This window comes from Paenisporosarcina sp. OV554, assembly GCF_003058165.1.
Classification (GTDB): domain Bacteria; phylum Bacillota; class Bacilli; order Bacillales_A; family Planococcaceae; genus Paenisporosarcina.
The window spans coordinates 1-15,466 of record NZ_QBUC01000016.1; the positions used below are offsets into that span (position 1 = coordinate 1).

The following is a 15,466-nucleotide window of genomic DNA, read 5'->3' on the forward strand; positions in this document are numbered from 1 at the left end:
ACGATCATCTCTTTTCGCAAAATCCCCGTAATCATACGGTAACCATACGTATATTGATGTTTCTTGCATAGTAAACCAATTTTGTTTTCTAAATCAGTTTTCTTCCTCTCATTCGGATATTGTTCTCGCCATCTATAATAGGTTGATCTAGGAATGTTTAACAAGCGACAGATCTTTGTGACGGTCAATGTTTTCTTCAGTTCATTAAAGGCTTGTAACGCTATTCTTGGTACCACTTCCTCTCCAACTCTTTGTACTTTTTTAAAACCTCAATGTGTTGTTTCAAATAGTGATTTTCCGCCTTAAGCTTTTCCACTCCATCGACGTATTCTGGACCTTTACCGAAGGTATATTGTTTTCCAACGGGTTGTTGAAACCGGTGGATTTCACCGTTTCGATACCATTTCATCCACGTTTTTAATTGTGTTTTATTTTTTATGCCGAGACGGTCCATCACTTCAGCCACTGGGACTCCGGCCATTCTCAATCGTACTGCTTCTTCTTTTACTTCAACTGGATAACTGACTCTTGTACCCATAGAAAAAACACCTCCAAGTTAGATTTAGGTAGTATATACCCGAATTTCAACGTAAAGGTGTTTTTATTTGTCTCAGCCTATGGGGTCAGTCCCATTGTCGAGGCGGTTTTTTCATTGAGCATATCGTATCAAGGTTATAACGAAGCTTTTGGCACTCTGCCATACCGCAAATATACTGCGAAAAATACAGCAGCACTGAGTAAACGCAAGCCGGAGCTAATATACATAGCCATTTCAACGCCCCATAAATTCAACAACCAAATACCGATTTGTGGTGCCAGGAAAGCCATAAACGCTAGTAGGACATTGTAAGTGGTAATGCAGTAAGTTCGAGATGCTTCAGGTGATTGTTCAAGTAATAAATTGAATGAAAGTAACACGACACCTGATAAGAAAAAGCCGGATATCGTTTGCACGAATGTTAAATAATAAAAGTTCGTCGACAAGACGGTTAAAAAAGGAGTGCTTGCCATACCGATGGCAGCCCAAACAAAGACGCGAACATTAGATCTTTGCTCAGCCCATTTTTTCCAAAGAGGGAACGTTAATATTTGCATTAACATATTCCCCACAGAAAACATGCTAATCCAAAATACCGTCGCTCCAGCAACTCGTATATGGTAAATATTAAAAATTCCCCAAGCCATTTGCCAAGCGAAATTGAAAAATAGTGCAGCTATTAGAAAGGATACATAGCCGGAATGTTTGAAAATTGACCATTCCATTAATTTCTTCTTCACAACAGGTCCCTCGGCATGAGCAGGGGTTTCGTCATGCTTCATCAATAAATAAACTTCTAAAAGGCCAAAGCCAAATGCAATTGCAAATAATATTTGATAAGCGGTGACATTGTCGGATGCATCCTTCATCACAATCCCGATGATTAATGTGGAAACCAACCCGACCATTGTTAAAAAGCGATTACGGTCACTAAAAAATGCTCCACGCCTAGATTCACTAATCATTCCACTGATGAGGGTTTGCCAACCAATGTTCGCTACGGTATTGGGTACACTCATCAGAGCGACTATTACCAGAAAAACCCAAGCTTGCATAGATTCTGAAGGTAAATAAACAAGTGCGACTATAGGCAGGAACATGACGCGAGCCAACAAAATAGACGTCGCCACGAGCTTCTTGTGTTCAGCTGCTCGATTCAGCATGATGGCAGCTGGAATTGTCATTAGTAACGCCATTAAAGGAGGAAGGGAGCTAATTAATCCCACCTGATAATTGCTGGCACTTAATATGGTAATCGCAAAAATAGGAAAGAAATTATTTGAAAAGTTTAAGGCAATAGTCGAAGCCATGCCATTGTAAATACTAATTTTTTCATTATATGGGCGCATATTATTCTCCATGTTAATTCATAATTTGGTGGTACGCTTTGAATTATATACTTATGGTAAAAGAAAACAAGTCCTTTGGGACACGAAATTTTATTGTAACTACTCGAAAATTAATCTTTCCGAAAAAAATGCATAAAGCATTTAAAAATAACGAATGTGCCACCTGTCTATATAGGAATTGGTGGGCAAAAGAAGAACGGTCATTATATACTGTCCCCACATCAAGTAGATTTCTTATCCAATTAATATGAGATTAATAGGTTTAAATAGGGTTTAATTTTTCTGGTTATAAAGAATACTATTATATAAAATAGGTTGCAATAAGTTTAAATGTGTTTTAATATTATTGAATATTAAAAAAATAAAATTAGAGGTGTCATGATGTCAACAGAAGTTTTAGTTAAAGTATTTAGAGGTGAATTGGTTGAAAGTTTACATAGAGGTCATATTGCGGTAGTAAATGCTAATGGAGAATTGCTTTATTCGGTAGGAAACCAAGAAGAAGTAATTTACGCAAGGTCTTCAATGAAACCTCTCCAAGCTATACCGATTGTGGAAACAGGGGCAGCAGAATATTTTAATTTTGACAATGCAGATCTATCTTTAACATGTGCATCTCATAATGGTGAAGATCAACACACAGTAAGGGTGCAATCTATTTTGGGAAGAGCGGATTTAGCGATTTCTGATCTACAATGTGGAACGCATAATCCGAGATGGGAAGAAACCTATGAAACACTAATAAAAACGGGAGGGCAAGTTACCCCTGTATATAATAACTGTTCAGGAAAACACAGCGGTATGCTCGCAACAGCAAAACATATGAATGAGTCGACAAATGATTATTATAAACTTGACCATCCCGTTCAAAAACGAATTCTTGAAGCAATTAGTGATTTAACCGAAGTTCCCAAAAATGAAATAAAAATAGGGATTGATGGCTGTGGTGTACCAGTGCATGGTATACCGTTAACAAATTTAGCTTTGGGTTTTGCAAAAATGGCGGATCCCCGATTGTTACCTATTAAACGTCAAGAAGCCATTAACAAGATAACGACCGCGATGGTCACTGCACCAGAAATGGTTGGGGGTACCGATCGCTTTTGTACAGATTTCATGCGAATTTTAGGTGGCCGAATGTTCGGGAAAGCCGGAGCAGAGGGTGTTTATTGCATTGGCGATAAAGAAACGGGAATCGGGATTGCGATTAAAATTGAGGATGGAAACGGAAGAGCAACATCTACAGTTGCTGTCGATGTGTTAAGCCAACTTGGTTTTTTGAGTGAGATACAAAAGGAACAATTAAGCTCATATCATTATCCGAAAATGAAAAATGCAAGAAAAGAAGTAATTGGGGAATTACGACCAGACTTTACGTTAGAACATGCTTAATGCATTCTCTATAAAAACAATGTAAACAAAGGGGGAGTATCTATTGAAGAAGATTTATAGTTTCATTTTTGTTCTTGTATTAATGTTGGCGTTGGTTTTATCAGCTTGTTCGGAAGACTCAGGAAACGAAGGTGCAGAGGAGACTGAAAAGGCTGTTAAAGAAGGAAAAGACCTTGTTATTGCAGTAGCTGATAACTTTACGAGTATGGACCCACATGATACGAATGACACATTATCATACTCTGCTCAAAAGACAATGCTAGAAGGTTTAGTAGGTTTTGATAAAGATATGAAAGTAATTCCTGTGCTCGCTGAAGAATATGCTGCGAATGATGAAGCTACAGAATTCACATTTAAACTTCGTCAAAATGTAACGTTCCATGATGGAACCCCATTTAATGCAGAAGCTGTAAAAGTGAATATTGATCGATTAGCTGATCCTAACAGTGGGTTAAAAAGACATAGTTTGTATTCTATCGTTAAAGAAACAATAGTAGTAGATGAATATAATCTGAAAGTTATTTTATCAGAACCTTTTGGAGCGATGATTAATACTTTTGCTCACCCGGCAGCAATGATGCATAGCCCTAAAGCGTTAGAAGAACTTGGAAAAGAAGTTGCAAGAAATCCTGTAGGTACAGGTCCATTTAAGTTTATAGAGTGGAAACCGGGCGAAGGATTAGAAGTCACGAAGAATGAAAGCTACTGGAAAGAAGGATATCCAAAAGTGGACAAGATTACATTTAAACCGGTTTCGGAAAATGGTTCACGAATTGCTATGTTGCAAGCAGGAGAAGCGGATTTCATTTATCCAGTACCGACTGAACAAGCGGATAGTATAACTGGCCAAGGTGGAATAGAAGTAGAGAGTAAACCTTCTATTGTCGTACGTTATATGGCAATGAATACATTAAAAGAGCCTTATAATGATATAAAAGTTAGACAAGCTTTGAACTATGCAATTGATAAAGAAGCATTTAATAAAGTAGTGTTGAATGGTCATGGAAAAGAGTTGGATTCAATCATTGCACCAAATACACAGTTTTATTCTAAACAGGAAACATATGATTTCAACATTGAAAAGGCAAAAGATTTATTAAAAGAAGCAGGATTCGTAAAAGGGTTTAAAGCGAAAATTTGGGGTGCGAATAGTTCAAGTGCACTAAAAGCCATGGAATTTTTACAACAACAATTGGCTCAAATAAATGTAGAGTTAGAGGTTGTTCCAATGGAAGCTGGAACAATGTCAGATAAAATTTGGGGCGTCACAGATCCAAAAGATGCAGAAATCGAATTGTATTACGGAGGTTGGTCTCCATCTACTGGTGATGCAGACTGGGGTATTCGACCACTTCTTGGTGGTAAAGAAGCATTCCCACCTAAATCGTATAATATTTCCTATTATGAAAATACAGAAGCAAATGCATTAATTGAATCTGCTTTACAAACTGCCGATGTAGATAAACGTGCGGCTGCATACAAAGATGCGCAAGCTTTGTTGTGGAATGAAGCTCCTTGGGTATTTTTATCTGTCGATAATACGATGGCAGGAAAGAAAAATTACTTAAAAGGAATTTCCTTGTTACCTGATGGCTCTTTAAATATTGACGAATTAGAAATCGAATAATTACAAGTTCACTCTGGCGCTATATATCGATTATAGTGCCTACTTTTTCATCGATAGGAGGAAAGCAAAATGTTTCGTTTTGTTGCTAAACGATTGTTAGAAATAATTCCTATATTATTTTTGGTGACAATACTCATTTTTTTATTTGTACATTTAATTCCGGGTGATCCGGCGAGATTAGTAGCCGGCACAGATGCGACAATTGAAGATGTGGAAGTAGTTCGAAAAGAATTAGGGCTAGATAAACCATTACATATACAATATTTCACCTATATGGGGAACTTATTGCAAGGTGATTTTGGAACTTCACTAAAAACAAAACGACCTGTTATTGAAGAAATAGGCAGCCGTTTCATGCCTACTTTCTGGCTTACTTTTTGGAGTATGGTATGGGCAGTAATCGTTGGTTTACTAATTGGTGCAATTTCCGCTACGAAACGTAATAAATGGCAAGATTATTTAGGGATGTTTGGAGCGGTATCAGGATTATCCCTGCCTTCTTTTTGGCTAGGATTAATGCTAATTCAACTTTTTGCTGTGACATTAGGGTGGTTACCAACTGGTGGTTTAGATTCTTGGAAGAGTTACATATTACCAGCTTTTACGTTAGGAACAGGTGTAGCCGCGGTCATTGCACGTTTTACTAGATCCTCTTTGATGGATGTTTTAAAAGAAGATTACATACGAACTGGTCGGTCTAAAGGGTTAACTGAAAGGAAAATTGTATGGGGGCATGGATTACGAAATGCCATGATTCCTGTCGTAACTATGACGGGTCTTCAATTTGGATTTCTGCTGGGTGGTTCTGTTGTCATCGAGACAGTTTTTAGTTGGCCTGGTTTAGGAAAGCTACTCATCGACTCTGTTTCTTATCGGGATTACCCAATAATACAAACGGAAATGCTTTTATTTGCAGTAGAATTCATCCTAATTAATTTAGTAGTGGATTTGTTATACGGAATATTAAATCCTCAAATACGATATGAGTAAGGGGGGGATATGCATGAAAGAACTTCATTTGAATAAAAGAGAAGAATATATGAATCTATCGTTAGAAATAATAAAAGTGAAATCTCCTATTTCTGAATTTTGGAGAAAATTTAAAAAGCAGAAATTAGCACTTTTCTCCTTTTTCTTTATTTTGTTTTTAATAGTGTTATCAATTATTGGACCATATATTGTCCCTTACGGAACGACGGAGCCGGATTACAAAAACATTCTATCTGGTCCAAGCGTAAAACACTGGGCTGGGACTGATGCTTATGGAAGAGATATTTTCAGTCGAATTATTGCAGGTACACAAATATCCTTATTTGTCGGACTGGTCTCTGTGTTACTTGGAGCAGTGGGAGGAACAATACTAGGAATCATCAGCGGTTACTATGGTAAATGGGTAGACCGAGTTATTATGAGAATTTGCGATGTTTTACTAGCGTTTCCAGGTATCTTATTAGCTATTGGAATCATTGCTATTCTAGGACCAGGATTAGGAAATGTAGTTATTGCAGTTGCTATATTTAGCATACCTATATTTGCTCGAATTGTGAGGAGTTCTACACTGTCTGTTAAATCAACTTTATATGTAGAAGCGACGAAGTCTGTAGGCGCCAAACATAAACGAATCATTTGGAAGCATATTTTCCCTGGAACGGTTTCTAGTATTATTGTGTACTTCACGATGAGGATTGGAACGGCCATTTTAACTGCAGCAAGCCTTAGTTTCCTAGGATTAGGAGCTCAGCCACCGTCACCTGAATGGGGAGCAATGTTGAGTGGGGGTAGGGATTATTTAAATACGGCACCTCATGTTACTTTTTTCCCCGGAATGGCAATTTTTGTTACAGTACTCGCATTTAATTTATTAGGTGATGGATTACGTGACGCGTTAGATCCAAAGATTGAAGAATAAATTTTACAGAAAGGAGAAAACAATGGAAGAATACTTACTCAAAGTAAATGATTTAAAAACATATTTTAGTAGTGACTCTGGTGAAGTCAAAGCTGTTGATGGTGTGTCATTTAAGATTAAAAAAGGAGAAACACTAGGGATTGTTGGTGAGTCCGGAAGCGGTAAAAGTGTAACTTCACTTTCTATTATGAAATTACTAAAAGACACTCCCGGGAGAATAGCTGGCGGAGAAATCATGTACGAAGGCAAAAACATAGCAACATTAAGTGAAAACCAAATGAGAAAAATTCGTGGAAATGATATCGCGATGATTTTCCAAGAACCAATGACGTCCTTAAATCCGGTTTATAAAATCGGAAAACAACTGGAAGAATCGATAATTCTCCATTTGAAATTAGATAAAAAACAAGCAAGAAGGCACGCGATTAAAATGCTAAGTTTAGTTGGGATTTCTAGAGCTGAAAAAATTGTTGATGAATATCCACATCAACTTTCAGGTGGTATGCGCCAAAGGGTGATGATTGCGATGGCAATGGCATGTAACCCTAAACTATTGATTGCTGATGAACCGACAACAGCCCTCGATGTGACGATCCAAGCGCAAATTTTAGATTTAATGAGAAACCTACAAGAAACAGCAGAAACTTCAATATTGTTAATCACACATGACTTAGGTGTTGTAGCAGAGATGTGTGACAGAGTTGTGGTCATGTATGCGGGCAGAGCTGTTGAAGAAACAGATGTCTTTACTTTGTTTGCAAATCCCAAACATCCGTATACGAAAGGATTGTTGGGTTCCACGCCAAAACTTGGTGAGCGAGTAGAAAGATTACAATCTATCCCTGGGAATGTCCCAATTCCAACAAGGATGCCACAAGGTTGTAAATTCGCACCACGATGTGAATTCGCGATGAATATTTGCTGGGAAAAAGAGCCCGACTTTATCGCGGTTAGTAAAAACCATTCATCTAGATGTTGGTTACACGAGGAGGTTGTTTTACATGAATCCATCTCTACTTGAAGTGCAAAACATAAAGAAATATTTCCCACTCAAAAAGAAACTATTTAGTAGACAACAAGAATATGTAAAGGCGGTCGATGGTGTCTCATTTCAAGTACAGAAAGGTGAGACACTAAGCTTAGTAGGTGAAAGTGGATGTGGAAAATCTACAACTGGTAGAGTCTTGATGAAGCTCTTAGACGCAACTGAAGGTAAAGTGTTTTTTGAAGGGAATGATATAACTAATCTGAATGATGATGAAATTCGACCTTTGCGAAGAGAATTTCAAATGGTGTTCCAAGATCCTTATGCCTCTTTAAATCCTAGACTGAAAATAAGGGATATTATTGAAGAACCTCTTATTGTTCATAACGTTGAGAAGAAGAAACGAACGGAGAGAGTTAATGAGTTATTAGAAATTGTTGGTCTAAATAGATACCATGCTGATCGTTACCCACATGAGTTTAGTGGAGGACAGCGGCAACGAATCGGTATTGCACGGGCACTCGCTGTGAATCCTAAACTTATTATTGCCGACGAACCGGTATCTGCTTTAGATGTATCTATTCAATCACAAATCCTAAATTTACTTAAAGACTTGCAAGATGAATTTAATTTGACGTATATTTTTATTGCACATGATTTAAGTGTAGTGGAACATATCTCTGACAGAGTGGGTGTTATGTATTTAGGGAGATTAGTAGAATTAGCAAGTAGGGATAGTCTATTTGCAAATCCGTTTCATCCTTATACAAAAGCTTTACTTAGTGCAGTACCTATTGCAGATCCTACCATTAAAAGAGATAGAATCATCTTAAAGGGAGATATCCCAAGCCCGGCAAATCCACCAACGGGGTGCACATTCCATACACGATGTCCTTTTGCTCAACAAGTATGTAAAGAAATCGTACCGGAATTCAGAGAAATAAAACCGGAACACTATGTCGCTTGTCATTTCGCAGAAGAATTAAGTGTAACAAAATGAGGTTTTAAGTGTTGAAAAGAAAAGTTCATGTCATATCTATTCAAGAAGAATATTTAAATATCATCTCAAAACAGCTAATCGAAGTCTTAGGTGACAGTATAGAGGTTTCGTCATTAACGATAAAAAATTTAGACATGAATATTATATCTGCTGACGATATCGTTATTTTATCCAAAGAAATTTTGAAAGGGATAACACGCCCTTTTATTCCGTTATTATGCCCCATCATTATTGCTAAACGGGAAATCAATATTGTTAATACAAAAGAATTAATCCGTCTTCCGAGTCGACAAAAAGTCTTAGTAGTCAATGATACGCTAGAACATGCAAAAGAAACTGCATTTTCTCTTGAAAATATCTATTTTGAACATGACTATTTCGTGGATGATGGAGTTAATTCAATACCTGCATCCATAGACCTTATTGTAACCCCTGGTGAAATGCAGTTAGTGCCAAATCATTTTACAAATGTTATAGACATAGGTCCACGGATATTGGATTATCACACTTTTTTGAAATTAACAAAATTATTAGATGAAAACTATGATCAACAACATTTAATGAACCGTTTTATGAAATCCCAAGTTTCTTTGGCAAAAGAATTTGTGAAAAATCCGGAAGAGAATACTAGTATCAAAAATGGACAAATAGATTTGCATAACACGAATAAAAATCCACTTGAAAGGCCCCTCAATTTATTATCAGAAGAAAGAAACGAATACATCATAAGGAAAATAGAAGAACATGGATTTATAGAAGAAAGTTTAAAAATTCTTGAACTGTATGAAGAAAGAAAAAAGAAATTCCAATCTTTTGGAAGAATGAAACTTAAATTGATGTTAGAATCTAGTGGGTTTCACTTATCCGAACAACAAGTACGTATTCGCGTAGAAGCACTACAAAAATTAGGACTGCTTATTGCTCGTCAAGGTAGAGGTGGTACAACCATCACCACTTTTGGAGAAAAATTCCTGGAAAATAGGGAAGTAGTGCGCGATAAGTAGGAGGTTGGGGTAGATGAAACTTTATTCTGGCATATTTAAATAAGGCTGTTTTCATAGGTTGTTTCAAAACTACTTTTGATTGCAGCTTTTTTGCGTGTTGGCAAACAACAGTAATAGGTGTAGATGAAGTAAGAAGGACTAATAATGTTTATATTGATGCATAGTGAAAAGTGAAGGAGATAAAGAGGTACTAAAGAATTTTCAAAATGATGCTCAAGGCGGAAAGGTTGATGAAGAGTTGTTTACAATGCTCGAGGCATTTATCGTCTCCCTCAACCACTTGAAGAATCACAAGAAAGAGTAAGCTATTTTAAGCTGTATTAAATATAGAGGCAATGCCGCCCCCGAAATCATTCGAAGTGTCGTAGATTTCCCGCAACCTGATAAGAGACGGTAAACATATCCTTTGCTATAAGTGTTTTTACACCTTCCGCTTTTCCAACTAAGTTTACCAACACGATATACTCACCAGGCTCTACACGTTTTCCATCACATTTATAGTCCCAAGTTCCTTCTCATTTCCAGATTTTCCTGGAGGTTAAATTCACATATTCAATAGCTTGTGTGAAAAATCCGCCTTTAGAGTATCGATACACTTCTTTTCCCTCTGGATTAAGCACATGAATATCGTATTTTTGACCGGTTTTAAAGATAAAAGTCTTTTCAGAATCAGTATTATTTAGTAACGTAATGATAAACTTCACGCTTTCTGAATTTTTCCAAGTATCAACAGACAACTTAATTTCTTTATTTTCCAAGTTTCCTGACACCTCTTTCGTCATAAATAATGAAACTTAAATTTGCACCCCAAGCAATAAATCCGATGTTTTGAACCCATTCCTCCATTTGGTTTTCTCTAATGGCACTATCCGTAGCTTAATAATACCAACCGACAGAGTTTATTCCAGTTCCTGCATGTAGAGATGAAACACCTATCTCCATTCTCATTGCATTTGACGAAGAGGTTGTATCGTCACCCCAATAGGAGGACAAATCTCCATCGTTATCAGCCTTATTTGAATATGATTGTAGAAAGCAGAGTGATTTGGGAGCTCCCGAACTTGTTGACAAAGTATAACGACAGTCCTAAAACCTAATTGCTTTATATGTATCAAATTGGGAAGTAAAACCGAATGAATGTGACATGGCTTATCTCTATCAGTTGAAAAATCAAAATGATAGTACATTACTAAAAATAGAGATTGATGATTTTGTACAATTATTAAAAATGTTCAAATTTATTATGAGACTTCCATAGAATTTGCAGATATAGCTAAATAGACTTTTTAAAGCACTAGTAAATATCACTAAAAATAGCATACCCCTCAGCTAGTGAGGGGTATGCTATTAATCTAATTGATGTTATCTCAAACCATAAGCCTTAATAACTTCCTGAGAAATTTTGATTCCTTGGTCATCCCAAGCGGTTGCACGGAGGGAAACATATTTGTTTGTCTTAGGATTGTTAATCTTAGCTGTCCAACGATCATCCGCTGTACGCTCAAGTTTTACTTTCTTCCATGACTCTCCTTCATTAAAGGAAACCTCTAATGTAGCTCCCTCTAATTTACCGTAACCCGCTACATCATCAAGTTTTGCAACAGAAAGTTCGATTGCAGTGGATGGTGCAGCTAATGCATTGCCGTTCATATCTGTTTCAACTTTGTAGTCAAGAGAATAGAACGGAAGCAACGTGTGGTAATCCTCATCTTTTCCAGACCAGAACGTCCATTCCGTATGAGTACTTAAAGATGTTGTCCAGCGATTCGGATCACGCTTTGCATCACTTACTAACCGGTATTGTGTTTTTTCTTCTGGGACTGGATTAAATAAATATAAAGCCTGTCCTTTTCCTTCTCTAAGAAGGGTATCTCCCTGGAACAATTTAATTGTTTGATTTTTCACGGATTCATTATAACCGTCACCGCCTGTAGTACCATTTCCTGAATCTGCCCAAGCAGGAATATTAAATTGTAAATAGTTCCCTTGGCGGTTAGGTGTCCAATAACCAACTCCCAAACGAGGACGAGCTACTGGTGAGAACCAGTCTTCTTGAAGCTTTTGACCTTTTTCATACGTAACAGCAGGCTGGCGAACTTCCCAAGGACTATCTAATACTTCTGCATGGTGATACCAGAGTGTATCTTTCACTGCTGAAACCCACTCTGTTCGAACAGATGGCAATTGTAATTTGTATAAAAATCCAACAGCTCCTCTTGTGTACGGACGCAGATCATAACGGAACTCTCCGCCAGGTGCTTCACGGTCTGATTTGTAACGCGTATCAATCTTGACTAATTCATTGTTAGATGGTGCATATTTTAAATTCTTTGGAATCTGGTCTTGATGCACATCCATTAGATCATAGACATAAGGTGTATTTACTTCACCTTCAACAAACAATTTCAGGTCACCGGAACGTGCTGCTGTAATCACTTTATCGCCTTCACTTTTACTGATTCCAGCAACGGCAAGAGGAATATCTGTATAATCCGGATTTCCTGCAAACACACCGAATTCCTTATCTTCATTGTTTACGATGATCAACAGCTTTGCACCCGCTGCATGTGCCGCAACGGCCTGCTCAGAAGGCGTAACTTCCGTGTTGCGATCGACGACAACCGCTTTGCCTTTTGCTTTCAGACGCTCATAGTCAACTGGTGTTCCTTTTCCTGCATAAACGGTTGATAAGTTATATTTTCCATCAAGAAGTGTACTTCCAGCCAATGGAATATCATCCAACACTTTTCCTTTAAAATTGATCTCAAGGTAAGGTTTTATTAAACGCCAGCGAGTCAAAAATTCGAAGTCTCCTGTCTTAACTTCCTTTGTTGGGACAGCATACATTTTATCGATCCACACAGGCATTAAATAAATATGATTCATTGTTTTGCCATCAAGGGAACGGTAGTATTCCATGCGCTGATAGCTTGGTTCTGTATTTTTTGGCACTTCAACTGAAATTTCTTTTGCTTTTCGAGCATCAAGTTCCACGGTTTGAGGACCGTCTAGTTTAATTTCAGGATTACCCACTAATGCTATTCCACGATGATCTGTTTCAGTATCCACATCCATCATAGACATAGCTGAATAGGTTCCAGTGGGTAAACGAACTTCTGTTGTTCCGTTTACAGCAATAAATTCAGGATCCATGTTTTTGTTAACGAGTCCAACATACGTAAGGGTAGGGTTCCCGTTACGGTCTGTAGCGTTAAACGTTAACGGATACTTTTCCTCTTCCTTTACCATACCCATTGAAGTATGAGCCACTTGTTTGCCATCGGCATCTGTTGCAGTTAGATGTCCTTCATAACGAGTGCCTAACTCTCCAAGTTGTGGATTCAAAGTGACCTTTACGTCTTTTGTTCCATTAGCCGGAATGGTAATCTGGCTCTCAGAAACCGTTAACAAACCATTTGTTGCAGCATCACCTTTTGTATTCTTAAAGTCAGCATGCAAATCTAAGTTTACAGCGGAGTCACTGTCATTTGTATACGTGACCGTTTTCTGTACAGGCTGAGCATTATCATTTGGCCATTTGAAAAATCCAAATGAAAGGGAACCTGTTGCTCTCACTGAGCTGAATGCAGCTGCTGGTACATCCAATCGGCCCGATCCGATATGATAAGGCGAGTAATCTAACTTTTTAGACGTACTCATCAACGCTTCTTTTAGTTGAGTTCCATTCCACTCAGGGTTCTTCTGCAGAAGGATTGCAGCAGCACCCGCCACATGTGGAGTTGCCATGGATGTACCACTCATGCTTCTGTAAGATCCGCTTCCTGATGAAAGACCAGATCGAGCTGCAACGATGTCAACACCCGGTGCAGATAGGTCAGGTTTCAATCCCATGTCTCCATAACGAGGACCTTTGGAAGTGAAATAAGCAATGTTGTCTGACTTATCCACAGCACCAATCGTTAAAGCTGCATCTGCAGTTCCTGGTGAACCGATGGCTCCTTCATAACCTGCGTTTCCGGCAGCAATGACAAATAGTGCACCTGTTTCTTCACTTAGTCTATTTACGGCTTGAGCCATCGGGTCTGTTCCGTCACTTGGCTCGCTGCTCCCCAAACTCATGCTTACAATCTTGGCGTTGTCTGCAGCCCATTCCATACCGTCAATAATCCAAGAATCCAAACCGCTTCCTTGATTGTTTAACACTTTACCTACAAGCAAACGTGCTTCAGGAGCAACCCCTTTGTTCTTCCCTCCAGATGCTGCACCTGTTCCCAGTACCGTTGAAGCAACGTGTGTGCCGTGTCCATGAGCATCATCAGCCGTTTCTCCAGGTACAAAGCTTTTTGCCTCGTCTATTTGATTTGCAAGATCGGGATGATTAGGATCGATTCCTGTATCAAGTACCGCTACCTTAACCCCCTTACCTGTAAAACCAGAATCCCATGCAGTTGGGGCACCGATCTGAGGTACGCTTTTGTCTAATGTGGCTTCCACTTTGCCATCCAGCCAGATTTTTTCAATGCCCTGCTCAAATAAAGCCGTGTTTGATTTCGCTTTTGACGTTGATTCACCCTCAGGTGTGATATCTTCCCAGAACGTATCCGCTTCATTTTTGGTAGCAGAGAGGGCAACAGCGTTAATACTCTCTAACACGCGAACTATTTTAGCTCCTTTTGGTTCAGCTTTTACTTGAACGGCTTTGCCTTTTTTTTCTGTATATTCTACGATAACGGGTAGAGACGAAAGCGTTTTGTCATCATAGCCATTTTCGATCAATTCCGTTACATTAAACAAATCCTTATCTAACTTATCAGCTGCGAGGTAAGGCATAGCTGACCCTGGAATAACATACGTATTTTCACCAATATTTAGAATCTGAGCACCTGCACCATTCCGATCAACAGGTTCCACGTTAATTACGCTTTTACCGCCTTCAATCTTTTTAATGGTCACGACATCACCTGTAATAAGCGTGATCTTTTTTTCATCTGCGCCATTGATATTGTTTACAAAAGATGGGGTTTCAAGTGTCTTTTCAAGCGATGTTTTATCAAATGCTTTAACGTTATAAAAGGTTGAGGCAAGCATAACCGTAGATAAAGAGGTTGCTATTACCGTCTTCATGTTCATTTTTTTCAACATATTTCCTCCTAAAAAGCTAATTATAAAATAAATGCATCTAGTAAGATCTGTCTTGATGTAGGGAACTCACTGTTAAAACAAATACGGGAGTTAATAGTTTGCTAGTATGTGGAAAGAAAAAACCTCCTTTGGCCAATTAAAGATTCTGAACAGGAGTATGTTGTTCTAGCTGAAGGATCAGATGATATTTAGTAGGCACTGAATTTAATAGAATTGTATACCTCTTGATTTAAGGAGTCGATGGGGGTTATTTAAGGGGGTTTTAGAACTAATTATTTTATAAAACAGCTTTTATTTTTTAAAAAAGGTTGACGTTTATACCCCAGCTACTATAAAAGGATGTCGATGGTTTTTTTTGCAGGACCTTTTGACTATATTATTTTCTTAAACCATTAAAATCATTTCGGTCAAAGTGGCCTACCAACAAAATGATGAAACATACGCTAAGTAGATTTCTAGATAAAAAGCCGATTACTCCATAGCGTAGGAGTAATCGGCTTTAGTTTTAGTGGACTGTGAATCCGCGGAACGTGGTGTTTAACTATTCTATGTATGGATT

General features: G+C 38.1%; 12 protein-coding genes. 7 read left to right on the top strand and 5 right to left on the bottom strand.

What is annotated here, in order from left to right:
* The 3 genes from C8K15_RS13420 to C8K15_RS13430 form a co-directional block, all read right to left on the bottom strand.
* On the bottom strand, window positions 1-236 hold a 236-nt coding region (locus C8K15_RS13420), incomplete at its 3' end, for a helix-turn-helix domain-containing protein (RefSeq protein ID WP_146173657.1).
* On the bottom strand, window positions 221-538 hold the full coding sequence (locus tag C8K15_RS13425; RefSeq protein WP_108586912.1) for a helix-turn-helix domain-containing protein: 318 nt from the start codon (window positions 536-538) through the stop codon (window positions 221-223). The genes C8K15_RS13420 and C8K15_RS13425, both read right to left, overlap by 16 nt.
* Before the next feature lie 134 nt (window positions 539-672).
* Entirely contained in the window at window positions 673-1,899 is a 1,227-nt protein-coding gene (locus tag C8K15_RS13430) for an MFS transporter (protein ID WP_233260489.1), read from the bottom strand.
* A 369-nt stretch (window positions 1,900-2,268) separates the two neighbouring features.
* Here C8K15_RS13430 and C8K15_RS13435 point away from each other — a divergent pair, with 369 nt between their 5' ends.
* The 7 genes from C8K15_RS13435 (at window position 2,269) to C8K15_RS13465 (ending at window position 9,804) form a co-directional block, all read left to right on the top strand.
* Window positions 2,269-3,279, top strand: a complete 1,011-nt coding sequence (locus C8K15_RS13435; protein ID WP_108586914.1) for an asparaginase — start codon at window positions 2,269-2,271, stop codon at window positions 3,277-3,279.
* Between the two features lie 43 nt (window positions 3,280-3,322).
* Window positions 3,323-4,906 carry a glutathione ABC transporter substrate-binding protein gene (locus tag C8K15_RS13440; protein ID WP_233260490.1) on the top strand — a complete coding sequence of 528 codons (1,584 nt, stop codon included), beginning with the start codon at window positions 3,323-3,325 and terminating at the stop codon, window positions 4,904-4,906.
* Window positions 4,907-4,975: 69 nt separating this feature from the next.
* Window positions 4,976-5,896 (top strand): glutathione ABC transporter permease GsiC, encoded by a 921-nt coding sequence (gene gsiC / locus C8K15_RS13445; protein WP_108586915.1) that lies wholly within the window; start codon window positions 4,976-4,978, stop codon window positions 5,894-5,896.
* 49 nt (window positions 5,897-5,945) lie between these two features.
* Window positions 5,946-6,815 (top strand): ABC transporter permease subunit, encoded by an 870-nt coding sequence (locus C8K15_RS13450; protein ID WP_108586979.1) that lies wholly within the window; start codon window positions 5,946-5,948, stop codon window positions 6,813-6,815.
* 22 nt (window positions 6,816-6,837) lie between these two features.
* Window positions 6,838-7,836 carry an ABC transporter ATP-binding protein gene (locus tag C8K15_RS13455; RefSeq protein WP_108586916.1) on the top strand — a complete coding sequence of 333 codons (999 nt, stop codon included), beginning with the start codon at window positions 6,838-6,840 and terminating at the stop codon, window positions 7,834-7,836.
* Complete coding sequence (locus C8K15_RS13460) at window positions 7,817-8,800, top strand: ABC transporter ATP-binding protein (protein ID WP_108586917.1); 984 nt, start codon at window positions 7,817-7,819, stop codon at window positions 8,798-8,800. Before C8K15_RS13455 ends, C8K15_RS13460 begins: the two co-directional genes overlap by 20 nt.
* 11 nt (window positions 8,801-8,811) lie before the next feature.
* Window positions 8,812-9,804: a winged-helix domain-containing protein gene (locus C8K15_RS13465; protein ID WP_146173658.1), complete on the top strand. Its 993-nt coding sequence runs from the start codon at window positions 8,812-8,814 to the stop codon at window positions 9,802-9,804.
* Between the two features lie 515 nt (window positions 9,805-10,319).
* Here the strand turns inward: C8K15_RS13465 and C8K15_RS13470 are convergent.
* Together C8K15_RS13470 and C8K15_RS13475 are read right to left on the bottom strand one after the other, a co-directional pair.
* Window positions 10,320-10,562: a BsuPI-related putative proteinase inhibitor gene (locus C8K15_RS13470; protein ID WP_158268317.1), complete on the bottom strand. Its 243-nt coding sequence runs from the start codon at window positions 10,560-10,562 to the stop codon at window positions 10,320-10,322.
* A gap of 604 nt (window positions 10,563-11,166) precedes the next feature.
* Window positions 11,167-14,907, bottom strand: a complete 3,741-nt coding sequence (locus C8K15_RS13475) for a S8 family peptidase (RefSeq protein WP_108586920.1) — start codon at window positions 14,905-14,907, stop codon at window positions 11,167-11,169.
* Window positions 14,908-15,466 lie beyond the last annotated feature (559 nt).

Coding starts and splice junctions, on each gene's coding strand:
- C8K15_RS13425 (WP_108586912.1), bottom strand. CDS start 538: ATGGGTACAAGAGTCAGTTATCCAGTTGAAGTAAAAGAAGAAGCAGTA.
- C8K15_RS13430 (WP_233260489.1), bottom strand. CDS start 1,899: ATGGAGAATAATATGCGCCCATATAATGAAAAAATTAGTATTTACAAT.
- C8K15_RS13435 (WP_108586914.1), top strand. CDS start 2,269: ATGTCAACAGAAGTTTTAGTTAAAGTATTTAGAGGTGAATTGGTTGAA.
- gsiC (WP_108586915.1), top strand. CDS start 4,976: ATGTTTCGTTTTGTTGCTAAACGATTGTTAGAAATAATTCCTATATTA.
- C8K15_RS13450 (WP_108586979.1), top strand. CDS start 5,946: ATGAATCTATCGTTAGAAATAATAAAAGTGAAATCTCCTATTTCTGAA.
- C8K15_RS13455 (WP_108586916.1), top strand. CDS start 6,838: ATGGAAGAATACTTACTCAAAGTAAATGATTTAAAAACATATTTTAGT.
- C8K15_RS13460 (WP_108586917.1), top strand. CDS start 7,817: ATGAATCCATCTCTACTTGAAGTGCAAAACATAAAGAAATATTTCCCA.
- C8K15_RS13475 (WP_108586920.1), bottom strand. CDS start 14,907: ATGTTGAAAAAAATGAACATGAAGACGGTAATAGCAACCTCTTTATCT.